Annotated in this window: 24 protein-coding genes, 2 tRNA genes and 3 pseudogenes; 18 read left to right on the forward strand and 11 right to left on the reverse strand. The window is 40.3% G+C overall.

Annotation, left to right across the window (positions count from 1 at the left end):
• Positions 1-11 precede the first annotated feature (11 nt).
• Positions 12-85: transfer RNA gene (locus HMPREF1518_RS03755), tRNA-Ile, on the forward strand.
• Positions 86-91: 6 nt separating this feature from the next.
• Positions 92-179, forward strand: a tRNA-Ser gene (locus tag HMPREF1518_RS03760).
• 62 nt (positions 180-241) lie between these two features.
• Here the strand turns inward: HMPREF1518_RS03760 and HMPREF1518_RS11090 are convergent.
• Complete coding sequence (locus HMPREF1518_RS11090; protein WP_418896152.1) at positions 242-361, reverse strand: hypothetical protein; 120 nt, start codon at positions 359-361, stop codon at positions 242-244.
• 150 nt (positions 362-511) lie between these two features.
• A pseudogene (locus HMPREF1518_RS10605) lies at positions 512-1,549 on the reverse strand (transposase).
• A 223-nt stretch (positions 1,550-1,772) separates the two neighbouring features.
• Between HMPREF1518_RS10605 and HMPREF1518_RS03780 the strand changes: the two are divergent.
• Entirely contained in the window at positions 1,773-2,477 is a 705-nt protein-coding gene (locus tag HMPREF1518_RS03780) for a hypothetical protein (protein WP_033584252.1), read from the forward strand.
• Positions 2,478-2,581: 104 nt separating this feature from the next.
• On the opposite strand, the gene birA is transcribed toward HMPREF1518_RS03780, so the two are convergent.
• Together birA and HMPREF1518_RS03790 are read right to left on the reverse strand one after the other, a co-directional pair.
• Entirely contained in the window at positions 2,582-3,520 is a 939-nt protein-coding gene (gene birA / locus HMPREF1518_RS03785; RefSeq protein WP_033584254.1) for a bifunctional biotin--[acetyl-CoA-carboxylase] ligase/biotin operon repressor BirA, read from the reverse strand.
• The gene (locus tag HMPREF1518_RS03790; protein ID WP_000959977.1) at positions 3,517-4,377 is read right to left on the reverse strand and encodes an AraC family transcriptional regulator; all 861 of its coding nucleotides are present in this window, start codon (positions 4,375-4,377) and stop codon (positions 3,517-3,519) included. The genes birA and HMPREF1518_RS03790 overlap by 4 nt, the downstream gene beginning before the upstream one ends.
• Positions 4,378-4,484: 107 nt before the next feature.
• On the opposite strand from HMPREF1518_RS03790, the gene HMPREF1518_RS03795 reads away from it, so the two are divergent.
• From HMPREF1518_RS03795 to HMPREF1518_RS03855, 13 genes and pseudogenes are all read left to right on the forward strand, one after another.
• Positions 4,485-6,647: an alpha-galactosidase gene (locus tag HMPREF1518_RS03795; RefSeq protein ID WP_033584256.1), complete on the forward strand. Its 2,163-nt coding sequence runs from the start codon at positions 4,485-4,487 to the stop codon at positions 6,645-6,647.
• Positions 6,648-6,681: 34 nt separating this feature from the next.
• Positions 6,682-7,932, forward strand: a pseudogene (locus tag HMPREF1518_RS03800) (extracellular solute-binding protein).
• Between the two features lie 18 nt (positions 7,933-7,950).
• A complete protein-coding gene (locus HMPREF1518_RS03805) occupies positions 7,951-8,823 on the forward strand; it encodes a carbohydrate ABC transporter permease (RefSeq protein WP_033584257.1) in 873 nt (290 codons plus the stop codon).
• A 16-nt stretch (positions 8,824-8,839) separates the two neighbouring features.
• The gene (locus HMPREF1518_RS03810; protein WP_000711271.1) at positions 8,840-9,673 is read left to right on the forward strand and encodes a carbohydrate ABC transporter permease; all 834 of its coding nucleotides are present in this window, start codon (positions 8,840-8,842) and stop codon (positions 9,671-9,673) included.
• 293 nt (positions 9,674-9,966) lie between these two features.
• The gene (gene gtfA, locus HMPREF1518_RS03815) at positions 9,967-11,409 is read left to right on the forward strand and encodes a sucrose phosphorylase (RefSeq protein WP_033584258.1); all 1,443 of its coding nucleotides are present in this window, start codon (positions 9,967-9,969) and stop codon (positions 11,407-11,409) included.
• 132 nt (positions 11,410-11,541) lie between these two features.
• Complete coding sequence (locus HMPREF1518_RS03820; protein ID WP_033584568.1) at positions 11,542-12,735, forward strand: O-antigen ligase family protein; 1,194 nt, start codon at positions 11,542-11,544, stop codon at positions 12,733-12,735.
• A gap of 144 nt (positions 12,736-12,879) precedes the next feature.
• Positions 12,880-13,323, forward strand: coding sequence for a MarR family winged helix-turn-helix transcriptional regulator (locus HMPREF1518_RS03825; RefSeq protein ID WP_000872569.1), 444 nt, complete (start codon positions 12,880-12,882; stop codon positions 13,321-13,323).
• Positions 13,324-13,395: 72 nt separating this feature from the next.
• Positions 13,396-14,124 carry an ATP-binding cassette domain-containing protein gene (locus HMPREF1518_RS03830; protein ID WP_033584261.1) on the forward strand — a complete coding sequence of 243 codons (729 nt, stop codon included), beginning with the start codon at positions 13,396-13,398 and terminating at the stop codon, positions 14,122-14,124.
• Positions 14,117-15,637, forward strand: a complete 1,521-nt coding sequence (locus HMPREF1518_RS03835) for an ABC transporter permease/substrate-binding protein (RefSeq protein WP_033584262.1) — start codon at positions 14,117-14,119, stop codon at positions 15,635-15,637. The genes HMPREF1518_RS03830 and HMPREF1518_RS03835 overlap by 8 nt, the downstream gene beginning before the upstream one ends.
• A 350-nt stretch (positions 15,638-15,987) precedes the next feature.
• On the forward strand, positions 15,988-16,590 hold the full coding sequence (locus HMPREF1518_RS03840) for a membrane protein (protein WP_033584264.1): 603 nt from the start codon (positions 15,988-15,990) through the stop codon (positions 16,588-16,590).
• On the forward strand, positions 16,590-17,381 hold the full coding sequence (locus tag HMPREF1518_RS03845; RefSeq protein ID WP_197018558.1) for an energy-coupling factor transporter transmembrane component T: 792 nt from the start codon (positions 16,590-16,592) through the stop codon (positions 17,379-17,381). The genes HMPREF1518_RS03840 and HMPREF1518_RS03845 overlap by 1 nt, the downstream gene beginning before the upstream one ends.
• Entirely contained in the window at positions 17,357-18,193 is an 837-nt protein-coding gene (locus HMPREF1518_RS03850) for an ABC transporter ATP-binding protein (protein ID WP_033584268.1), read from the forward strand. The genes HMPREF1518_RS03845 and HMPREF1518_RS03850 overlap by 25 nt, the downstream gene beginning before the upstream one ends.
• Positions 18,180-18,980, forward strand: coding sequence for an energy-coupling factor ABC transporter ATP-binding protein (locus HMPREF1518_RS03855; RefSeq protein ID WP_000103849.1), 801 nt, complete (start codon positions 18,180-18,182; stop codon positions 18,978-18,980). Before HMPREF1518_RS03850 ends, HMPREF1518_RS03855 begins: the two co-directional genes overlap by 14 nt.
• Positions 18,981-19,204: 224 nt before the next feature.
• On the opposite strand, the gene HMPREF1518_RS10895 is transcribed toward HMPREF1518_RS03855, so the two are convergent.
• From HMPREF1518_RS10895 to HMPREF1518_RS11035, 4 genes are read right to left on the reverse strand one after another with little or no spacing between them, the layout of a single operon-like run.
• Entirely contained in the window at positions 19,205-19,366 is a 162-nt protein-coding gene (locus HMPREF1518_RS10895; RefSeq protein ID WP_001062367.1) for a hypothetical protein, read from the reverse strand.
• Positions 19,354-19,581, reverse strand: coding sequence for a hypothetical protein (locus HMPREF1518_RS03865; RefSeq protein ID WP_001152920.1), 228 nt, complete (start codon positions 19,579-19,581; stop codon positions 19,354-19,356). Before HMPREF1518_RS03865 ends, HMPREF1518_RS10895 begins: the two co-directional genes overlap by 13 nt.
• A gap of 12 nt (positions 19,582-19,593) precedes the next feature.
• On the reverse strand, positions 19,594-19,851 hold the full coding sequence (locus HMPREF1518_RS03870) for a plasmid replication protein (RefSeq protein WP_033584272.1): 258 nt from the start codon (positions 19,849-19,851) through the stop codon (positions 19,594-19,596).
• Positions 19,844-20,539, reverse strand: coding sequence for an IS6 family transposase (locus tag HMPREF1518_RS11035; RefSeq protein ID WP_033584274.1), 696 nt, complete (start codon positions 20,537-20,539; stop codon positions 19,844-19,846). Before HMPREF1518_RS11035 ends, HMPREF1518_RS03870 begins: the two co-directional genes overlap by 8 nt.
• A gap of 39 nt (positions 20,540-20,578) precedes the next feature.
• Between HMPREF1518_RS11035 and pnuC the strand changes: the two are divergent.
• Positions 20,579-21,085, forward strand: a pseudogene (gene pnuC / locus HMPREF1518_RS10435) (nicotinamide riboside transporter PnuC); the annotation flags it as partial.
• 34 nt (positions 21,086-21,119) lie between these two features.
• Here the strand turns inward: pnuC and HMPREF1518_RS03885 are convergent.
• The gene (locus HMPREF1518_RS03885; protein WP_033584276.1) at positions 21,120-21,452 is read right to left on the reverse strand and encodes a hypothetical protein; all 333 of its coding nucleotides are present in this window, start codon (positions 21,450-21,452) and stop codon (positions 21,120-21,122) included.
• Positions 21,453-21,478: 26 nt separating this feature from the next.
• Positions 21,479-22,033, reverse strand: coding sequence for a TetR/AcrR family transcriptional regulator (locus HMPREF1518_RS03890; RefSeq protein WP_033584278.1), 555 nt, complete (start codon positions 22,031-22,033; stop codon positions 21,479-21,481).
• Positions 22,034-22,165: 132 nt separating this feature from the next.
• On the opposite strand from HMPREF1518_RS03890, the gene HMPREF1518_RS03895 reads away from it, so the two are divergent.
• On the forward strand, positions 22,166-23,056 hold the full coding sequence (locus HMPREF1518_RS03895) for a cation diffusion facilitator family transporter (protein WP_033584281.1): 891 nt from the start codon (positions 22,166-22,168) through the stop codon (positions 23,054-23,056).
• A gap of 35 nt (positions 23,057-23,091) precedes the next feature.
• On the opposite strand, the gene galR is transcribed toward HMPREF1518_RS03895, so the two are convergent.
• Positions 23,092-24,096, reverse strand: coding sequence for a DNA-binding transcriptional regulator GalR (galR, locus tag HMPREF1518_RS03900; RefSeq protein WP_033584283.1), 1,005 nt, complete (start codon positions 24,094-24,096; stop codon positions 23,092-23,094).
• Positions 24,097-24,190 lie beyond the last annotated feature (94 nt).

A 24,190-nucleotide genomic window follows, 5' to 3' on the forward strand; every position in this document is an offset into this window, starting at 1 on the left:
TTTTTAAACTTGGGCGCGTAGCTCAGGTGGTTAGAGCGCACGCCTGATAAGCGTGAGGTCGGTGGTTCGAGTCCACTCGTGCCCATTAATAGGAGAATTACTCAAGAGGCTGAAGAGGACGGTTTGCTAAATCGTTAGGTCGGGTAACCGGCGCGGGGGTTCGAATCCCCCATTCTCCGTACGTTAAGAGCTGCTAGGCTCTTTTTTTTGCTCTTTGTTAACTGTAGTGGGTTGAAGTCAGCTAAGATCTAGAAAGGACAAATTTCGTCCTTTCTTTTTTGATATTTAGGGCGATAAAAATTCGTTTTTTGAAGTTTTCAAAGTTCCGAAAACTAAAGGCGTTGCGCTTGATAAGTTTAATGAGATTATTGGTTGCTTCTAATTTGGCGTTGGAATAAGGTAACTAAAGAGCGTTGACAATTTTTTCTTTGTCCCTGAGGAAGGTTTTAAAGACCGTCTGAAAAAGAGGATGAATCTGCTTTAGTTTCTCCTCTATAAGTCCAAAAATTTCTCAGGCTCCTTGTTCTGAAAGTGAAAAAGCAAGAGCTGATAGAGCTTTATAGTGGTGTCTCAAGTCTTCTGAATAGCTCAAAAGCTTGTCTAGAATCTCTTTGTTGGTTAGATGAATACGAAAAGTAGGGCGATAAAATCGCTTATCGCTCAGTTTACGACTATCCTGCTGTATAAGCTTCCAGTAGCGTTTGATGGCCTTGTATTCATGGGATTTTCGATCGAATTGGTTCATGATTTGAACACGGACACGACTCATAGCACGGCTGAGATGTTGGACAATATAAAAACGATCTAGAACTATTTTAGCGTTTGGGAGTGAAACAATCTGGGAGACTGTTTCAGCCTGAGCCTAGAAATTCGAAAGCGAAGCTGTTTAGACAAGTCCATAGTAGGGACTAGACATATCCATCGTAATGATTTTCACCTGACAACGAACAGCTCGCTCGTAGCGCAGAAAGTAATTTCGGATGATAGTTTGTGTCCTGCCTTCAAGGACAGTGATGATATTGAGCTTTTCAAAATCCTGAGCAATAAAGCTCATCTTTCCCTTAGTGAAGGCATACTCATCCCAAGACATAATCTCGGGAAGACGAGAAAAATCATGTTTAAAACGGAAGTCATTGAGCTTTCGAATGACGGTTGAAGTTGAAATGGCAAGCTGGCGGGCAATGTCGGTCATAGAAGTCTTTTCAATCAACTTTTGAGCAATTTTCGGGTTGATGATACGAGGGATTTGATGATTTTTCTTGACGAGAGAAGTCTCAGAGACCATCATTTTCGAGCACTGATAGCACTTGAAACGGCGTTTTCTAAGGAGAATTCTGGTAGGCATACCAGTTGTTTCGAGGTAAGGAATTTTAGATGATTTTTGAAAGTCATATTTCTTCATTTGATTTCCGCAATCAGGACAAGATGGAGCGTCGTAGTCGAGTTTAGCGATGATTTCCTTGTGGGTATCTTTATTAACAACATCCATAATTTGGATATTAGGGTCTTTGATATCGAGTAGTTTTGTGATAAAATGTAATTGTTCCATATGAATCTTTCTAATGAGTTGTTTAGTCGCTTTTCATTATAGGTCATTGGGACTTTTTTTCTAGGCTACATAATCTCCATAGTGGATTTACCTACTACAAATATTATTGAGCTCTATTATCTAATGCTGTTTCAGTAACTTTCATATTAGAAAAAATCATAAATAGACTAGATTTAGTGGTATACTAAGGTTAGGGACTTTAAGTGGCTGGGGGATAATCGAGATGGAAAATGGAGTAAAATTTCATAGTATTTTTTATAGATTTATACTATTTATCTTTGTAGTATTTCTAACTGTGATTTCAATGATCTTAGATGCAAAAAAAGCGCAAATTCGCTTTTTTAACCTATCCTTGATTATCGGGCAAGGGGAGTTGAAGATTGTTACAGTTGCGGTTTTACTCCTTACTTTTCTTCTATCTTTCTTGTTTAAATGGAAATGTTCGATTTATAAAAAAGGGATTTATCTAAGAAAAATTGATTTATTTGTAGCTTGGGATGAGATTAGAGGTCTTAGCCATGTCTGGATCAATGAATATCATCGTGGACCTCATGGTTTCCTGTTCTATAATCGTAAGACGCTGGTTATTTATAGAGAAAATTATCAACCGATTTGCCTTTATAATATTTCATTATTGGCCTTATATGTGGCTAAATATTATCATCCAAAATTGAAAACCAATATAGTCTTAGCAACGTTGGCAAGTCTCTTCAATATGGCTTTAAATGCATGCTTCTTGTACGAGATGTTTAGTAAAAATTTGGTGAATATAAAAGCTGAAATCTTTATGTTTTGGCTGCTTTTATATGCTGTTAAAGTTTTTGCGTTGCCATTGATTATGCTTGAATATGAGAATCACTGCTATGGAGCTTCTTTGGTACATAGCACGGCATATAAAAAGAATGCCTCAAAAGCTATCCACCTGTAAATTGTTGATAGGAAGCTAGCTATTTATATATCTGTTACTTTCTACATTCAAACAGCACTATATGCTTGCTAGATGAGATTCTAGACATCATATAGTGCTGTTTGTTAAGTCCAGCTAGTGAGTGAGATTTCACCACTATTGAGCCAGATTTCTGTCTGGTCATCAAGCTGGATAAAGAGTTGTCCTTTGTCGGAGATGTCCTTGGCGACTCCTTTTTTTTCAGTCTGATCTTGGATAAAACTGACCTCTCTTCCTAGAACAAGAGAGTGTTCTTTATAAAGATAGAGTAGTTCTTCGGGTGCTGTTTGGTAGAAACAACGCCAAATTTCTGAGATTAGTTCGTTTCGTGTGATAGGAGCTGGTGGTGTAAAGAGACTTCCAGCTTTTTCTTTTATCTCTTTGGGAAAATCGCTGATGGCAAAGTTGATTCCAACACCGATAATGACATCTGTCACTAAACCTGTTTCAACGGACGTCATAGCTTCAGTAAGGATGCCTGCTATTTTTTTATTTTTAAAGTAGATGTCATTTACCCATTTGATATCTGCTTCTATCATAGTTAGATTTTTAATGGCTTTGCAGACTGCAGCTGCCACAAGAAGAGTATAGGATGGGAGTTTATCATATGGGAGGTTTGGTTGAATATGCAGGGACATATAGATCCCACCCTGAGATGGAGAATAGTAGGGACGTTGAAAGCGTCCACGACCTGCTGTTTGACAGGTTGAAAGATAGAGTGTATTTCCTTGGTTTCCAGCTTCAATCCCTTCTTTTGCATCTGTTTGGGTTGATTTGGTCTCAGGTTTGTAGCTAATGGTTAAGTTGGTGTTCTCCTGAATCAAATCAGGCAATATCAGATCGCCTTGAATAAGCTTATAGCCTCTATTTTTGATACTGTCAATTTCTAGGCCTTCTTGTTGAAGACGTTGGATCGCTTTCCATATGGATGTACGGCTTAAATTCAGTTCTTCTCCGATTTTTTCTCCGCTAACATAATCGTTTTCTCTAGCTAATATTTGGTAGACTAGTTGGTGTGATTTCATTGATTTTCCTTTCTAGCTGAGAGGGAATGAGAGTATTCTTTTCGAGTTTGACTAGGTGTTTTATGAAAAAACTGTTTGTAGGCTTTTGAGAAATGTAGTGGGTCTGAAAAACCTACAGAATATGCAATGACTTTGATCGTTTCATTTGTGTGTTCTAGTAACTGTTGCGCACGCTTCATTCGAACGAAAAGTAAATACTCTTTTGGAGAGAGTTGGTGAAATTCTTTAAACACACTAGTTAAGTAACTTCTATGAACCGATAGCTCTTTAGCTAAATCTTGAATGGTGAGCGATCGTGGATAGTGACTATCAATTAATTGTTTGCAGTCAAGATAGAGCTGGTGAGTTGATGAAATATTCTCTTTTTTCTGATTGGGAGCAATCGTTCCTAGATGAAACATTAGTTCATGGAGTTGTCCCATGATGTGGAGTTGAGCCAATTCATTTGATTTTGTAATCTGAGCGAAACGGACAATATTTTCAACGAGTTTTGCAGTTGTTTGTGTATGACAGTTATTTGACTGGGTGAGGTAGGATTGGTCAGAAATTTGAGATAGAGCAAAGTAGTCAGGTGCCCTCCCTCCAGTGATCCCCAACCAGTAGTAAGCCCAAGGATCCTGGTTATCTGCTTGATAGAATGTTAATTCATCTGGTTTTAGTAAAAAGAAATCTCCTGCCTTTAAATCAACAATTTTCCCCTTATAATGGAATTGACCTTTTCCTTTAGTAATGTAATGGAGTACATAGGTATCTCGAATAGCTGGGCCAAAAGAGTAGTTAGGCGTACATTCTTCATAACCGTAAAAGCTAAGAGAAAGGTCAATTGTTCCAGTCTGGTATTCTGAAAAAACGAGCATGGGCCACCTCCTACCTAACATTTTACCATACTTTGTATACATTTCTCTATTTTGGAAAGCGCTTTTATGTGCTAAAATTTTATCAAGAAATGGATGAGGTACAATTTATGGGAATTCGGATAGAGAATAATCTATTTTACGTTGAGAGTAAAGGTTTAAGTTTGATTATTGAAAATAGGGATGGATTCTTATTATTAAAACATTTAGGAAAGACTATTCAGAACTATAGAGGTTCTAATAGTGTTTATGAACGCGACCATGCTTTTTCAGGTAATCCAATAGCTACTAATCGAACCTTTAGTTTGGATACGCAGCGTCAAATTTTTGGACAACATGGTTTGGGTGACTTTAGAAAACCAACTTTACAGGTTCAACATGATGCAACTGAAGTAACAGACTTTCGATTTGTAAAAGCAAAGATTTTAAAAGGTCAGAATGGTCCACAGGGCTTACCTTCTCCTCACAGCATGGATGCTACAGAGACGCTTGTCTTGATTTTAAAAGATCCTCAAGCTAAACTTAGTCTGACTTTGTATTATACAGCTTTTGATAATGATGCGACAATTGCTAGTTACAGCAAATTGGAGAATAATAGTAATCAGGAAGTTGTCATTCATAAGGACTTTTCTTTTATGGCTGATTTTCCCGCTGCAGCTTACGAAATAGTGACTTTACAGGGAGCTTATGCTCGTGAAAAGACTGTCCGACGTCAACAGGTAGAGCAAGGAATCTTTTCGATTAGTTCGAACCGTGGAGCTTCTGGGCATGCTCAAACACCAGCTCTTCTATTATGTGATCAAGGAGTTACAGAGGATGCTGGGAATGTGTTTGCTCTACAACTGATGTATAGTGGAAACTTCGAAGCTTTTGTCCAAAAGAATCAGTTGAATGAAGTTCGGGTGGCTATTGGAATTAATCCAGAAAACTTTTCTTGGAAGTTAGATCCTGAGGAAAATTTTGAAACACCGGTAGCTTTAGTGACCTATTCAGATAAGGGATTAACTGGTATCAGTCATGAAAGTCAGAATATTGTACTTAAGCACATTATGCCAAGTAAATTTTCTAAAAAAGAGCGTCCAATTCTAATCAATAACTGGGAAGTTACCTACTTTGACTTTCAGAGAGAAAAACTGTTAGAACTAGCTGATGAAGCTAAGAAAGTTGGAATAGAACTTTTTGTATTAGATGATGGGTGGTTTGGTAATCGCTTTGATGATAATCGTGCTTTAGGTGATTGGGTTGTGAATGAGAAAAAACTGGGTGGAAGTCTAGAAAGTCTGATTTCAGCGATCCATGAAAGAGGTTTGCAGTTTGGGCTTTGGTTAGAACCTGAGATGATTTCTGTTGATAGCGACTTGTATCGTAAACATCCTGACTGGGCTATTCAGGTTCCAGGTTATGAGCATACCTATTCTCGAAATCAATTAGTACTTAATCTTGCCAATCCTCGGGTAGTAGAATATTTGAAAAATGTTTTAGATGAACTCCTCTCTCATCATAAAATTGACTACATCAAATGGGATATGAACCGCAATATCACTAATCTGGGGAATGGTTCAGTTTATCTGGAAACCCAGATGCAGTCTCATCAGTATATGTTGGGACTTTATGAACTCGTTTCTTATCTGACAGAGAAACACAGTCATATTCTCTTTGAGTCCTGCTCTGGTGGTGGTGGACGTAATGATCTTGGTATGATGCGTTATTTCCCACAAGTCTGGGCTAGTGATAATACTGATGCTATTGCACGTTTACCAATCCAATATGGTTCATCCTATCTCTATCCAACCATTTCTATGGGAGCTCATGTGTCAGCAGTACCAAATCATCAGATGGGACGGATGACACCATTGGAAACTCGTGGTCATGTAGCCATGATGGGAAATCTGGGCTACGAGCTTGATTTAACAAGTTTATCAGATGAAGAGAAAGCTGAGATTGCTAATCAGGTGAACTTGTATAAAGAATTGCGACCAGTAGTCCAGTTGGGAAATCAGTATAGGTTAATCAATCCCGATGCTGAATCCAATGAAGCAGCTGTACAATTTAACTATGAAAATCAAACGATTGTGACCTACGTCCGAGTCCTGTCAGTTGTGGAAACAATGGAAACCACCTTGAAACTGAAAGACTTAGAAGTGGAAGGGCTTTATGAGCTGGAAGGGACAAACATTGTTTATTCGGGTGCAGAGCTCATGTATGCAGGTTTAACTGTTACCCTATCGCCAGGAGATTTTTTGAGTAGACAGTATAAATTCAAAAGACTATAATAAAAGCGTATAAATTTATCAAGGAGGCATTCCAATGAAATGGTATAAGAAAGCAGGTTTTCTTTTAGTAGCTGGGGCAAGTTTACTAGGCCTAGTGGCTTGTGGTCAGAACAATCAATCAACTGATGGCAAGGTAACGATTGAGTTTTTTAACCAGAAGACCGAGATGGCAGATACCTTGCAAAAGATAGTGGATGATTTTTAAAAGGAACACCCTAATATTGATGTGAAGCTGACTACAGTACCCGCAGCTGGAATTGTTCTAAAGACTCGTATTTTATCAGGAGATGTTCCAGATATTATTAATATCTATCCTCAAAATATGGATTTTCAGGAGTGGGCGAAGGCAGGCTATTTTGCAGATATGACAGGAAAACCCTATCTTGAGAACATCAAGAATGACTATGCTGAAAAGTATGCAATCAATAACAAGATTTATAGCGTGCCATTAACGGCCAATCTTTATGGAATCTATTACAATAAAACGAAGTTTAAAGAATTAGGACTTGAGGAACCGAAGACTTTTAAAGAGTTTCAAGAGATTGTTAAAAAGATAAAAGATAGTGGAAATTCTCCGTTTGCGGTTGCAGGCAATGAAGGCTGGACATTAAATGGTTACCACCAACTTTCTCTCATTACCCTTACGGGTAGTGGAGACGCGGCTAATAACTATCTTCGCTTTTCAAAACCAAACGCAATCTCTGCAGATGATGCTATTTTAAAAGCAGATGCAGAACGACTCGATTTATTAGCAGATAATGCTCAAGATGGTTGGCGTGGTGCCTCTTATAATGATGCGGTGGTAGCATTTTCGAGTGAAAAAGCCTTGATGATGCCACAAGGATCATGGGCATTAGCCGCAATTAATCAACAGGATCCAAAATTTGAGGTGGGGATGTTTGCCTTTCCTGGAGAAGAAGTAGGAAAAGAAGTCACTGTTGGTGCAGGGGACATGGCATTATCAACTTCAGCTACTTCCAAACACCCTAAGGAAACCGAAGAATTTATCAGCTATATGACTAGTCCAAAAGCTATGCAGTCATACTATGATGTAGATGGATCACCTGTTGCGGTAAAAGGCATACAGGAAAAAGAAGATTCAGCGCTTGCAGCTATTTCTAAACTGGCATTTACGGACAAACATTATGTTTGGTTGGGCCAACGCTGGAACTCTGAAGAAGACTTTTTTAATCTAAGTGCAGGTTACCTGATGGATAAAAATCTGAAAAATATGGCAAACAATCTCAATGCTTTCTTTAATCCAATGAAGGCAGATTTGGACTAGAATAGGAGTTAAGATGATATGGCTATTCGAAAATTTTTAAATAAATACTGGGGTTGGACATTTTTGCTCATCCCGCTTGCTTTACAAGCTATCTTCTTTTACTTTCCAATGGTACAAGGTGCTTTCTATAGTTTGACTAACTGGACTGGATTGACCTATAATTATAAATTTGTTGGTTTAAATAACTACAAATTGCTGATGATTGATGGGAAATTCTTCACAGCTATAGCCTTTACTTTGATTTTAACTCTGGCATTGATTATTGGAGAGATTACGATTGGGATGGTTGTGGCACGAGCCTTAAATTCTAAGATGAAGGGGCAGACCTTCTTTAGAGCTTGGTTCTTTTTCCCGGCTGTTTTGTCTGGTTTGACAGTTTCCTTGATTTTTAAACAATTCTTCAACTATGGGCTTCCAACGATTGGAAAAATTTTAGGAATTAGCTTTTTACAAGAGAGTCTATTGGGAACACCAGTCGGAGCGGTAGTGGCAACTATTTTTGTTCTTCTATGGCAAGGAGTAGCAATGCCAATCATTCTCTTTCTTGCTGGTCTTCAGAGTATTCCAAATGATATTTTAGAGGCAGCATCAATTGATGGTGCAACCAGTAAACAAACTTTTTGGAAGATTGAATTGCCCTATTTACTGCCAACGATTTCTATGGTTTTTATTCTGGCTCTTAAGTCCGGGTTGACAGCCTTTGACCAGATTTTTGCGTTGACGAGTGGTGGTCCAAATAATGCTACAACGTCTCTTGGACTTTTAGTCTACAACTATGCTTTCAAGAGTAATCAATATGGATATGCGAATGCAATTGCCTTGATTTTATTCTTAATTATTGGAATTGTTTCTCTGATCCAAATTAAACTATCAAAGAAATTTGAAATCTAATAGAGGAGTCCTACACATGAAAAAAGAAGAAAAATTGAATCAGTTTTGGAAATATGTCCTCTTGATAGTCGGTGGTATTCTTATACTTGTTCCTTTGTTGGTAACGGTTTTTAGTTCCTTCAAGACAACCAAGGATATCATGAATCATTTCTTTAGTTTGCCCAATCCTTTTACCTTAAGTAATTATGAACGATTAATTTCGGATGGGATTGGAGGCTATTTCTGGAATTCAGCAGTTATTACGGTGTTATCATTGATTGTAGTAGCTTTCTTTATACCAGCTGCAGCTTACTCCATTGCTCGAAATATGTCCAAGAAAAAAGCCTTTGCAATTATGTATTCGCTCTTGATCTTAGGGATATTTGTTCCATTTCAGGTGATTATGATTCCCATCACAGTTATGATGAGTAAACTCGGCCTAGCAAATATGTGGGGGCTAGTAATACTCTACCTAACTTATGCTATTCCACAGACCCTCTTCTTGTATGTTGGTTATATAAAAATCAGTGTACCAGATAGTTTGGATGAAGCTGCGGAAATCGATGGGGCTGATCGTTTTACAACTTATCGTCGAATCATTTTTCCAATGCTGAAGCCCATGCATGCGACAACTTTGATTATCAATGCTCTCTGGTTCTGGAATGACTTTATGTTACCATTGTTGATTTTGAATAAGGATTCCAAGATGTGGACTTTGCCTCTCTTCCAGTACAACTACCAAGGTCAGTACTTTAATGACTATGGACCAAGCTTTGCATCCTATATTGTAGGAATTGTAACGATAACCATTGTCTACCTCATCTTCCAAAAACATATCATTTCAGGAATGAGTAACGGGGCAGTGAAGTAACAAGATACAAAGCCCGTTAAAAGCTCACAGTGAAAATAGGGAATCTGAATAAGAAGCCTTGGCTTCTTGGAAGATTCATCTTTTTCACACAGAGCTTAGGGCGTGTTCAATTAAGATACAAAGGAACAGTTCAGCTTATTGGCAATTCTATGTAGAAAACAAGAAAGTAGTATTTAGTTGCTTGCAGTCTATATTAGTATGAGCTCGAAGTGAACAAAAAATCTAAAAATATCTTTCATTTACGAAGCCAGGTCATATGAGACTTGGCTTTCATCAGAAAAAGGAGACCATCTATGACCATTCAAAATAAAACTATGTTGATTACTTACTCAGATAGTCTTGGAAATAACCTTAAAGACCTGTATGAGAATTTGGAAGAACATTTGGGCGATGCTATTGGTGGAGTTCATCTTCTACCATTTTTCCCGTCAACAGGTGATCGTGGATTTGCGCCAGTTGACTACGATGAAGTGGATCCAACGTTTGGTGATTGGGAGGATGTTAAGCGTTTAGGTGAGAAATATTATCTTATGTTCGACTTTATGATTAACCATATTTCTCGTCAATCTAAGTATTATAAGGACTATCAAGAAAAACATGAAGCTAGTGAATTTAAAGATCTCTTTTTAAACTGGGATAAGTTTTGGCCGGGAAATCGTCCGACACAAGCTGATGTAGACTTAATTTACAAGCGTAAGGATCGTGCACCAAAGCAAGAGATTCTTTTTGCAGATGGTTCAGTAGAACATTTGTGGAATACCTTTGGTGAGGAGCAGATTGATCTTGATGTGACCAAAGAAGTAACGATGTCATTTATCCGTAAGACGATTCAACATCTAGCAAGTAACGGGTGTGATTTGATTCGTCTAGATGCCTTTGCTTATGCAGTGAAGAAATTGGATACCAATGATTTCTTTGTGGAACCAGATATTTGGAATTTATTGGACAAAGTTCGAGATATCGCAGCTGAGTACGGAGCAGAGCTCTTACCTGAGATTCATGAACACTATTCGATTCAGTTTAAAATAGCGGACCATGATTACTATGTTTACGATTTTGCCCTTCCAATGGTGACCCTTTATACTCTTTACAGTTCTAGAACAGAGCGTTTGGCCAAGTGGTTAAAGATGAGCCCGATGAAGCAATTTACGACACTAGACACCCATGATGGGATTGGAGTGGTGGATGTCAAAGATATTCTGACAGATGAGGAAATTGACTATGCTTCAAATGAGCTCTATAAGGTTGGAGCGAATGTCAAACGTAAGTACTCTAGTGCAGAGTATAACAATCTAGATATCTACCAAATCAATTCAACCTATTATTCTGCGCTTGGAGATGATGATGTCAAGTACTTCCTCGCTCGTTTGATTCAAGCTTTTGCTCCAGGCATTCCTCAGGTTTACTATGTGGGTCTATTAGCAGGAAAAAATGACTTGAAATTATTAGAAGAAACCAAAGAAGGTCGAAATATTAATCGTCATTACTATAGCAATGAGGAAATAGCAGAAGAAGTTCAACGTCCTGTGGTGAAGTCTCTTCTCAATCTATTTTCTTTCCGTAATCAATCAGAGGCCTTTGACCTAGAAGGGACTATTGACGTTGAAACACCAACAGCTCACAGCATTGTAATCAAACGTCAAAATAAAGACAAGTCCGTAACAGCAGTAGCAGAAATTGATTTGCAAAGTCAGACCTATCAAGTATTAGAAAACGGCAGAAAAATTCAGTTCTAGTGCTATATTAATGAAACAGTTTTTTTGTGACGAAAACGTGTTCATTGTTCCCAAATGACGGAAAAAATGGTAGAATATAAAGATAGTTTAGCATTTATCTTCTGGAGAAATCCAGAACAGAAAGGATCCGTTTTGAAATCAATTGGATTACTGGATAAGATAAGAGGGCTTTCGAAAAAAGATTTCTTTTTGTATTTGATGATCATAAGTATCTTTTTACCTTTTTATTTGTTCTTAGCGCTCTTTGCTTTATATTTGATAGGTTTACTTGTTACTGGGGAGATGAAGGGAATTATCAAAGGATTAGCCAAACATCCTGTACTTCTCTTTTTTATTGCCTACAGTAGTGTCATTTCCATTGTTGCCAAGAACTGGCTTGGTCTAGCAGCATCTTTCCTGATGCTCCTATTTCTTATTTTCTTTAGTTTTTACCAGAAGCGTCTGACGCATGCTTTCTTTCGACTGATACTCCAGACGGTTTTGTTTGGTAGTGTTGTCTCTGCCGCTTTTGCTACTTTGGAGCATTTCCAAATTGTAAAGAAATTTAACTATGCCTTTCTTTCACCAAATATGCAAGTATGGCACCAAAACCGTGCAGAGGTGACCTTCTTTAATCCTAACTACTATGGGATTATCTGTTGCTTCTGTATCATGATTGCTTTTTATCTTTTTACAACGACGAAGCTAAGATGGTTAAAAATCTTTTGTGTGATTGCAGGATTTGTTAATCTCTTTGGATTGAACTTTACGCAAAATCGAACTGCCTTTCCTGCTATTATCGCTGGAGCCATCATTTATCTCTTTACGACCATTAAAAACTGGAAAGCCTTTTGGCTTAGTATTGGGGTCTTTGCGATTGGCTTGAGTTTCCTTTTTTCTAGTGATTTGGGAGTTCGGATGGGGACCTTAGATTCCTCTATGGAAGAACGCATTTCTATCTGGGATGCTGGGATGGCCTTGTTTAAGCAAAATCCTTTTTGGGGGGAGGGGCCATTGACCTATATGCACTCTTATCCTCGGATAAATGCTCCTTATCATGAACATGCTCACAGCCTTTATATTGATACGATTCTGAGTTACGGAATTGTGGGAACCATTTTATTAGCTTTGTCTTCTGTTGCTCCTGTTCGTTTGATGATGGATATGAGTCAGGAGTCGGGGAAACGTCCAATTATCGGTCTTTATCTATCTTTCCTTACAGTGGTTGCTGTGCATGGAATCTTTGACTTGGCCCTTTTCTGGATTCAGTCAGGTTTCATTTTCTTGTTAGTTATGTGCAGTATTCCATTGGAGCGTCGAACTTTGGTATCAGACATGACGTATTAAGTTTATAAGATTGAAATCTTCTACCTTGAGTAGGAGATTTTTTACTGAGAAAAATTAGTTCTAAATCGAAATAGTTGACAATTGGAATAATAAGTATTATAATATTTTTTATTCGTATCGATATAGAAATAAATTGGAGGTTTCATGAAATATTGTCATTTGGTAGCCCATCATATTCGTTTGTTGAATGGGCGGATTTTTCAAAAGTTACTGAGACAAGACCCTGACTCTCTTTATCGGAGTGAGCAGGGAAAGATTTTAGCGGTTTTATGGAATAGTAAGACGGGCTGTGCAACTGCGACAGATATTGCGCTTGCGACTGGGCTTGCTAATAATACGCTGACGACTATGATTAAAAAGCTAGAGGAACAAAATCTTATAACTGTCAGTCCGTGTGGAGAAGATAAGCGTAAGAAGTATTTAGTTTTAACAGAGTTGGGCAAGTCCCAGAAAGAAGTTGGGCAACGTGTCAGTCAGAGATTGGATACTATCTGTTACAAAGGATTTTCAGAGGAAGAAATTCGCCAATTTGAAGGTTTTCAAGAAAGAATTTTGGCTAATCTGAAAGAGAAGGAAAATGAGGTTTAGAGTGGGGTAAATTAGTTATTAAAAGTTTGGTAACTTGACCAACCGAGGAAAGTTTTAAATAGAGGACAAAGAATGATTGAATATAAAAATGTAGCGCTACGCTACACAGAAAAAGATGTTTTGAGAGATGTCAATTTACGGATTGAGAATGGAGAGTTCATGGTTTTAGTTGGACCTTCTGGATCCGGTAAGACGACCATGATTAAGATGATTAACCGCCTTTTGGAACCGACTGATGGCGATATTTACATGGATGGCAAGCGCATCAAAGACTATGATGGGCGTGAACTTCGTCTTTCTACTGGTTATGTTTTACAGGCCATTGCTCTGTTTCCCAATCTAACGGTTTCGGAAAATATCGCTCTCATTCCGGAGATGAAGGGCTGGACTAAGGAAGAAATTGCTCAGAAAACAGAAGAGCTTTTAGCTAAGGTTGGTTTACCGGTAGCTGAGTATGGGCATCGTTTACCTAATGAATTATCTGGTGGAGAACAGCAACGGGTCGGCATTGTCCGTGCCATGATTGGTCAGCCTAAGATTCTCCTCATGGATGAGCCCTTTTCAGCCTTGGATGCTATTTCGAGAAAACAGTTGCAGGTTCTGACGAAAGAATTGCATAAAGAGTTTGGTATGACAACGATTTTTGTGACCCATGATACGGATGAAGCTTTGAAATTAGGTGATCGTATTGCTGTTTTGCAGGATGGAGAGATTCGTCAGGTAGCAAATCCCGAGACGATTTTAAAAGCGCCTGCAACAGACTTTGTAGCAGACTTGTTTGGAGGTAGTGTTCATGACTAATTTGATATCAACTTTTCAGGATCGTTTTGGTGATTGGGTAACAGCTCTATCTCAACATTTGCAGTTGTCACTTTTGACCTTGTTACTAGCTATTTTGCTTGCAGTCCCCTTAGCGGTATTTCTTCGTTATCATGAAAAGTTGGCGGATTGGGTTTTGCAGATTGCAGGGATTTTCCAGACCATCCCGTCTCTGGCCTTGTTGGGGCTCTTCATTCCCTTGATGGGAATTGGGACCTTGCCTGCTTTGACAGCTCTAGTAATCTATGCGATTTTCCCGATTTTGCAAAATACCATCACTGGGCTGAAGGGAATTGATCCGAGTCTGCAAGAGGCTGGGATTGCCTTTGGGATGACTAGATGGGAGCGTCTCAAGAAGTTTGAAATTCCACTTGCTATGCCTGTTATCATGTCTGGTATTCGGACGGCAGCGGTTTTGATTATCGGTACGGCAACCTTGGCTGCCTTGATTGGAGCAGGCGGACTGGGTTCCTTTATCCTTTTGGGAATTGACCGTAATAATACCAGTCTGATTTTGATTGGGGCCTTTTCTTCAGCAGTGCTGGCCATTGCCTTTAACTTCCTACTAAAAGTGATGGAAAAAGCAAAATTGCGGACGATTTTCTCTGGTTTTGCCTTGGTGACAATCTTGCTCGGTCTGTCTTATAGTCCAGCTCTATTAGCCCAAAAAGAGAAAGAGAACTTGGTGATTGCTGGGAAATTGGGGCCTGAACCAGAAATTTTGGCCAATATGTATAAACTCTTGATTGAAGAAAATACCAGTATGACGGCAACGGTTAAACCGAATTTTGGGAAAACAAGCTTCCTCTATGAAGCTCTGAAAAAAGGGGATATTGACATCTATCCTGAATTTACGGGTACGGTGACTGAAAGTTTGCTTCAACCAGCACCGAAAGTGAGTCATGAGCCGGATCAGGTTTATCAGGTGGCGCGTGATGGCATTGCCAAACAGGATCATCTTGCCTATCTCAAACCTATGTCTTATCAAAATACCTACGCTGTAGCTGTTCCGAAAAAGATTGCTCAAGAATATGGCTTGAAGACCATTTCGGACTTGAAAAAAGTAGAAGGGCAGTTGAAGGCAGGCTTTACACTCGAATTTAATGATCGTGAGGATGGCAATAAGGGCTTGCAATCAATGTATGGTCTCAATCTCAATGTGGCGACCATGGAGCCAGCCCTTCGCTATCAGGCTATTCAGTCAGGGGATATTCAAATCACGGACGCCTATTCGACCGATGCAGAGTTGGCGCGTTATGATTTACAGGTCTTGGAAGATGACAAGCAACTCTTCCCACCTTATCAAGGGGCTCCTCTGATGAAAGAAGCTCTTCTCAAGAAACATCCAGAGTTGGAAAGAGTTCTTAATAAATTGGCTGGTAAGATTACAGAGAGTCAGATGAGCCAACTTAACTACCAAGTCGGTGTTGAAGGCAAGCCAGCAGAACAAGTAGCCAAGGAATTTCTGCAAGAACAAGGTTTGTTGAAGAAATGATGGGGAAGAGACTTTAAACATACTGAACTCAACTCCCTTAAACAACTAGATAAAAGAATGCTCAGACAATTTCGTCTGGGCTTTTTGAGTGTCAGAATTAATGATTTTCATTTTTAAATGGAAAATAAGAGGAAATTTTTAGGATTTTCTAAAATTTTACTGTAAATACACTTGACTATTCAGAAATTAGGTGTATAATGTGTTGTGAACTACTTAACAAATAAGGATTTCCAGCTCATGTCGACTAAGGATGGAAATCTTGTGTATAGACAGTTCAGTAGATATATAATAGAGCGTTGCGTCCGAAAGTCTATCCAGACACGGCTCTTTAAAAACAAAAGGAGAAGATTATGAAAACAGAACCGATTCATCGTACCAGTATGTGGAAATTTAAGTTAAGTGCTGCCACCATGACTTTGATTCCCGCTGCCGTGGGTATTAACTATGTTGCCAAAGCCTTGGCGGAGGGGTTAAAGTTGCCCGTTTGGCTGGGGTCTTTGGGAACCTTTCTTACCAGCATGTTGGCTGGGCCGGTTGCCGGTGCCATTAGTGGTTTCATCAACAACGTGATCTATGGGCTGACCTTATCGCCAATTTCAACCGTGTATGCGATTACCAGCATCGGAATTGGGATTGCTGTCGGAGTTTTGCACGCCAATGGGTGGTTCTCGTCAGCGCGACGAGTATTTGTTTCTGCTATTATTATTGCCATCTTTTCAGCTGTCATTTCAACGCCGCTCAATGTCATCTTTTGGGGTGGTCAGACCGGTATCGCTTGGGGTGACTCATTGTTTGCGGTAATGGTCGCCAATCATGCACCAGTGTGGCTGGCCTCATTTACCGATGAGTTTGTCTTGGATATTTTGGATAAAGTCTGCGTGGCCTACCTGGCATTCTTCATCTATCGTCAGCTACCGAAGCGGATGGTGCACTTCTTTAGCGATGATAAATGATGACTGATAAAACATTGATTTCTGGAGCGCCACGGGTCAAGCTCAAGTGGTACCAGGTGATCGATCCGATTACTAAGCTCTTGTTCATCTTGGACATGACGTTGTTGAGCTTTGCCAGTATGAATTTATTGCTTCAGGCCGGATTAATTCTTGTCGCAACACTGCTATTGTTATTTTCCAAATTGAGTTCTACCACCTTTAAGGCGCTGGGATTCAGCCTGTTTCTGATTTGCACCATGCTGATCATCCAAGGGTTATTTTACAGTTGGAATCAAACTGTGCTGTTTTCTGTGCTTGGGGTGTCGTTCTACAAAGAAGGCCTGATTTACGCCACCACTCTGGGTTGTCGAGTATTGGTGATTATTTTGACCAGTGGCTTTTTTATGGTGACCACGAGTATTTCAGAAAACGCGGCCTATTTGGAACTGTCCGGATTGTCTTATAAAACCGTCTACGTTCTGATGTCGGTGTGTTATATTTTGCCGGAAATGATGCGCAATATGCGGAAAATCCAGCAGGCACAAAAAGTTCGCGGAACCAATCCGCAAAAAACGTTGATTCAGAAATTAAAGTCAGTCCTGCCGGTTCTAATTCCATTGGTGATTAAGACCTTGGATCAATCGATGACGCGGTCGATTTCTCTCCAACTGAGAGGTTTTGATAATCTCAACCGGACTGTCAGAACCTCCCAGCGCGTGTATCGCCTGTCGCGGACGCTGCACATTGGTCTGACTGGATTGGCAATTTTATTGATTGGGTGGAAGATATGGACGAAGATAAACGGATTGTAATTGAAAATTTGACCACCCGTTATCCGGGTACTGAGCAACCACAACTGCGTCAGATTAACGCGGAGGTTCATACCGGCCAGGTGGTTGGGATTATCGGGAATAGCCACTCCGGCAAATCGACTTTGTGCCGTGTGCTGGCAGGGGTCATTCCCAAAATTGTGTCTGCTGAGATTGAGGGCGATTGGCACATGTTTGGCCAGCGAGTGTCCGACAATTGGCCCGTTTATAATGCCATGAATGGAGTTGTACTGCAAAATCCAGCTGGCCAACTAAGCGGGTTGGCAGACACGGTTGCCGATGAAATCGCCTTTGACTTGATTAATCAGGGAATGGCTGAAGGACTGATTCAAAAACGGGTTGAAGAAGTTGCCACGCAAATGGGGCTGATTGAACAGCTGAATTTGCGTCCCGAGAGCCTTTCCGGTGGTCAGATCCAGCGGTTGGCAATTGCCACGGCGATTGTGGCTAATCCGGCTGTTTTGATTATGGATGATCCGACCAGTGAGATGGATCCCCTTGGCCGCCGGCAATTTTTCCAATGGCTGGCCCAAGTCAAAGAGACGACTGTCTTCATTGTCACCAGTGAAATTGACGATTTGTGCGAAGTCGCCGACGTTGTGTGGGTGCTGCACGAGGGTCAAATGGTAGCCCAGGGCAGGCCGGGTGAGGTGTTTAATCATTTGGCAGCTGACTGGCAGATTCCAGCCCCGACAATCCAGCAACTTGCTCAAAAAATGGATTGGCACTTGGCTGATGGCCGGTATCCGGTGAATTACGCTGATCTGAAGGAGGTTCATTATGTCCACAATTGAACTGAGCCACCTGACGTTCACTTATCCGGAACGGTCCTTTAGCTTGGATGTTGAAGACAAACACTTCGCCGATCCGATGGTGGCGATTGTCGGCCAAAATGGTGCCGGCAAATCAACGCTCTTCAAATTGTTGACGGGCTTGCTGACACCACAAACCGGTGTGATTAAGATCGATGGAGAAAATTTTAATGATCTTAAACCAGTCGAAAAGTTACTGAAGGTTGGGATTACTTTTCAGAATCCTGACGATCAGCTTTTCAACCCGACCGTTCAACGAGAGGTGGAGTGGAATGTCGCGCAGGTCATGGATGACCACGACACGATTACGAGGCGGGCTTTAGCGGCTCTAAAAAGAGTTGGCTTGGATGATAAAACAGCTGAAAGTCCATATGACCTGTCATTGTCGGAACGCAAGCTGTTGAGCGTTGCCACAGTTTTGGCAGTGGATCCGGCGATTTATTTATTTGATGAGCCGATGATGTCGCTTGATTGGGAAAGCCGGCGCAAGTTGACCGCAATTTTCCATCAGTTGGCTGATTCGGGCCACCAAGTTGTGACCATCACCCATGACATGGATTGGGTCGCCGCCGAGTTTGAGTCGGTGTATGTTATGGAACACGGGAAGTTTGGCTTCGCCGGCAGTCCACGGGAATTGTTCAGCAATCACGAACTTGTCCAGCGAGTGGGATTACTACCACCGCGGATTATGGACATAGCGGAGTCGCTGGGTGATTCACAGACATATTTATCGGTTAATGATTATTGCCAGCAAAATCGAGATGTATAGAAAAAGTCACCTCTGCGGGTTTTCCAGGTTGAAGGATTAACTTCAGCTTCTGGCAAGAACTCACATGGGTGACTTTTGTGTTTAATAACGTTTCATGATTATCGGGTGCTTCCTCAGATCACTCGGTTTGATTTTACTTTGTTTCATGGGCATAATCATATACCATTTCTTTTGGATTTTTTGTTTGACTAATACAAAATAGGTCTTCATAGGTCTTCGCATTTTTAGCGCCCATTAGGATCATCAGTATAATTTTCTGAATTAGGAGACTGTCCCATCACTATTCGAACTTCGTCTCCCAACTTACGCTGTTCCCATTCATCCGTGAATCCTTTAAATCGCAATTCTGGAACTTTCTTTTTAACTGAATCATCTATTTTCGCCATAGTCCCCACCATTTTATTGGTTTTTCTTGTTCTTCTATCCTTTTTTGATCTTTGATTTGTTCCTGCAAATTTTCCAACTTCTCTTTAAGAGCGTTCACTTCATCTTTATATTGATTGTCTAAGTGTTTGAATTCTGTTTCCTGTGAGGGCATTTTGAGGGCTTTTAAGTTATCATTTTCCGCCTTGTATTCTTCTAGCAACTTTTTATCTTGCATGGCTAATCGTTGTTACTGGTCTAACAAATTAGTTAGTTTTTTTATTTGTTGGTCTTTGCTACTTATTTGTTGGTCTTTGGTATTTGATTTGTTACTACTTTCTACTTTACCTAAAATTATTTTTTCTGCTTTAGAATTTATTAGATTAGACCCATTGGAACTTTTAAGCTGTAATTCTTTTGGTAACCTTTGGTAGTGATATTGAATATTTTGTTTTGTAACACTCAACTCATCCGCCAGCTCTTTGATCGTTTTTAAGTCTTCACTCATGGTTTAAGTCCTGCCTTTTAACCGTTGGTAGATATTGTTCAATGGCTTTTTTGAGGTAGCGTGCGATATTATGCTTAGAATATTCTTCACGTCTGCTGGCAACATAAGATAAGTGGTCTTTAACACTATTTAGCCCTCTTAATTCTTTCAGTTCGTCATAGAGGGGGTAAACATGGACTTGCAATCCTGCCATGATTTTTGTATCTTGCATTTCAAACGGACTTAGCAACATATTTTCTAGCAATAGCGTGGTATACTTGCTTTTCATTGCTTCAATAGCTAGCTTATCTTCGGTTTCTGCTTTGCGTGCTTTATCTTCTTGATAGGCGGTATCTTCTAACTTATAGCTGTTATCGTCTGCTCGACGTTTCTTTCGTAACCAGATATCCAATGTTAAACCGTCCGCATCAATCGCTCGATAGAGATAATGCCAACGCCCCTTAATTTTGATATAGGTCTCATCCATTTTCCACGGATAGAAGGACTGTTTATTTTTCTTTTTCCAGAGATGATAGAGGATTTTACTGTATTCTTGAACCCACCGATAAATCGTAGTGTGACAAACATTTATTCCACGGTCATAAAGCAATTCCTGAACTTCACGATAGCTCAGATTGTAACGTAGGTAATAACCAACAGCGACAATAATGACGTCTTGTTGGAATTGTTTGCCTTTAAAATGATTCATCTTTCAAGCCTTACTAACCTTTTTTCTGCTCTTTGAGAAGCTGAAGGTCGTGCTAGTAACTACCTATTTGGTTTGATTAATTCCATCATTTATCTGGTGCTTGCCCTTCAAAAAGGCTTCTATGGTGAGGTTTTAACAACTCTCTATTTTACAATTATGCAGCCAATTGGTCTCTTGGTTTGGATTTATCAAGCCCAGTTTAAGAAAGAACAACAAGAGTTTGTCGCACGTAAACTAGACGGCAAGGGTTAGACCAAGGATCTTTCTATTAGTGTTCTTTGGTGGTTGGCCTTTGGGTTTATTTATCAGTCTATCGGAGCTAATCGTCCCTATCGTGATTCTATCACTGATGCGACCAATGGTGTAGGGCAAATCCTCATGACAGCTGTTTACCGTGAACAGTGGATATTCTGGGCTGCTACTAATGTCTTTTCAATCTATCTCTGGTGGGGAGAAAGCCTGCAAATCCAAGGGAAATACCTGATTTACTTGATCAACAGTCTAGTTGGTTGGTACCAGTGGAGCAAGGCAGCAAAAAGCGCTTAAAAAATAAAAAAGGATCAGAAGATCCTTTTTTGTGTTAGAGCAAAATGAGTAACACGGTAATAACGATAGCGCTCGTTATACGAATGATGTGGTGCGATATATGTTGACTTTCTGTCTGTTGGCCGTTCCAGTAGGCTCCATAGCAGACAATACTCGAACCCACAATCCATAGAAGAATGGTTGCAAGTGGGACGAAGTAAAAGATGGCTAGAGCCAGAGAAGTGAGGCAACTGCCGACCAAGATGCACGTGTTTCCCAGACTGTAGTTCTTTTGTTTCATGGCTGAAAAAGCAGCAGCAAGGTGAAGTAATGAGAATGCGAGAGCTAGTACGATTGTTAGTATTCCTAGAATCATCGAAGTTAACATAGTTGGTTCCTTTCTGAGTTACAGGCTTAGTTATCAAGTGGAGTTGGAGAGGTCATCTCCATTACATCAAGGTAAAATTTCACCACTTGGTCTTCAGTATAAGATTTTCCTTTTTTTAGCCACCAAGTTAGAGTCTCGATAAAGTTCGTCACAACAAAATGCTGGAGGTAGGAGGCCGGAATGTTTGGATAGGCCTCTTGCAAGTCATCCGCCACCATGGGATAAACGTGGTGTTCGAGTTCCTTGTGTAGTTGGCGGAGGAAGTAGTCGTTTTTGGAAAAAAGGAGACTGGTAACATGGTCCTGGTTTTTCTGAAAATGTAAAAAGATATGTGCGAGGTAGTCCTCGGTCGTAAAGTGTCCTTCCCTTTCAAAGAGATGATGAAAGAGGTAGCGACAGAGCTCATCTAAAAGGAGTTCCTTACTTTCATAGTGACAGTAAAAAGTAGAACGTCCAACATCTGCTAGGTCAATGATATCCTGGACAGTAGTGGCATCATAGCCCTTGTCGTTCAAAAGTTGTAAAAAAGCTTGATAGATGGCTTTTTTAGTCTTGCTGACTCGACGGTCTCTTTTTGGCATATAGACACTTGAGACAAACTGTTCAGAACTGAACAGGACTGACAGTTTGCTTCTATCCTTTCTTTGGATTTTATTAGATAATACAAATGAAAGAAGTATGTATATACCCATTATACCAAAGGAGGGAGAGAAATGAGTTCTAAAACATCTATCTGGCTATCTTTTTTCTTAAATTTAAGCTATGCGATTGTCGAGTTTATCGCAGGGGGAATCTTTGGTTCGAGTGCAGTTCTTGCTGATTCTGTTCATGACTTGGGAGATGCTATGGCTATTGGCCTATCAGCCCTTTTAGAAACGATCTCCAATCGTGAAGAAGATAGGCAGTACACCTTGGGTTACAAACGTTTTAGCCTTTTAGGAGCCATGCTAACGGCTGTGATTCTTATGATAGGGTCTGTCCTAGTGATCTTGGAAAATATCACAAAGATCGCTCACCCGCAACCCGTTAATGAGGAAGGGATCCTCTGGCTGGGAATCATTGCAGTAACTATCAATGTGCTAGCAAGTCTGGTAGTTCGTAAAGGAAAGACAAAGAATGAGTCAATTCTTAGCTTGCATTTTTTGGAAGATACTCTTGGTTGGCTGGCTGTCATTCTAATGGCGATTATCCTCCGATTTACGGACTGGTATATCCTCGATCCGCTTTTATCGCTGGTTATTTCCATCTTTATTCTGTCGAAAGCTATTCCTCGCTTTTGGAGCGCACTGAAAATTTTCCTAGATGCTGTGCCAGAAGGAGTCGAGACAAGTGATTTGGAGAAGGATTTAGAGGCTCTACCCAACGTCAACAGTGTCAATCAACTTAGCATTTGGTCCATGGACGGTCTAGAGAACAATGCTATTGTTCACATCTGTATCGAGGACTGGGAGCAGATGATGGAGACCAAAGAAGTGGTGCGTCAATGCTTAGAAGAAAGAGACGTGCAGAATATCACTATTGAAGTGGATAGCAGTCAAAGCAATCATGCGCAACATAGGCGGAGGGTGAGAGAGTTAGAGCAGAAGCATGGGCATCATCATTAGAAAAGACGACCTCAATAAGAGGTCGTTTTGATATTCTATTCATTCCGTGTACTTTCTCTCAAAGTCAGTCTGGTTCCCAGCATGGTTAGGCTAGGTATTTTGCGACCGTGGAGAACTTCCTTATTAAGAATATCCATACCTGCTCGGCCCATTTCCTCGGTATAGACGGTAATGCTAGATAGAGGAGGATAGACCTGCTTGGTCAGGCTAGTGTCGTTGAAAGAAATGAGGCTGACGCGGTCTGGTAGGCTGATTCCAGCTTCTTGGAGAGCACGAAGGGCACCGATGGCTAAACTATCGCTGGCGGCGAAAAAGGCTGGTGGGAGTTGTTTTCCTAGCTTGTGAATGGCCTCCTTCATCAAGTCATAGCCAGACTGGGCAGTAAAGCTCCTCTGAAAGACCAGTTCTTCATGGTAGATTCCATTTGCTTGGGTAATGTTTTTGAAATTTTCTAGTCGCTTATCCTGGATAATTTCTTCCTGGTCGGTTGTTTCTTCAAGACCTGTTAGAATGCCAATCCGATCCAGTCCCTGGCTGAGGAAATGGTCTACAACTTGTTTCACAGCAGTGTAAAAGTCAGTGATAATACAGGTATGACCTAGTGAGAGGGTATCACTGTCTAGAAAGACCAAGGGTTTTTGGTATTCTTCAAAGGCAGAAATCTGAGCACGGCTAAATTTTCCGATGCAGAGAATGCCAATCACTTCCTCGCTGAGGGTAAAAGGATGGTCATTAAAATAGCGCAGGATATCATAGTCCAACTCTTGGGCTCTTTTTTCTATGCCTAGGCGAATCTGGTAGTAGTAGAGATCGTCCAACTCCCCTTGTTCACTGACCCATTGGATAATGGCAATCTTTTGCTTGGGTTTGTGGGACTCGCCTGTCTTGAGGTGCTTGGTGTAGCCCAGCTCTTCAGCAACTGTTAAAATACGGTGTCTGGTTTCTTCTGTGACAGATAGGCTCTGGTCGCGATTGAGGACACGGGATACGGTCGCGATAGAGACAGAGGCTAGCTGTGCGATGTCTTTTAAGGTAGCCATAAATCCTCCTCCTTTTAGGTTAGTATATCATATTTTTCTGCTTTTTACTGATAGTTTAGTAAAAGTTTAGTAAAAAGGATTGACCTTGGCAAAT

Source organism: Streptococcus sp. SR1 (assembly GCF_000526075.1).
GTDB classification, from domain to species: Bacteria; Bacillota; Bacilli; order Lactobacillales; family Streptococcaceae; genus Streptococcus; species Streptococcus halitosis.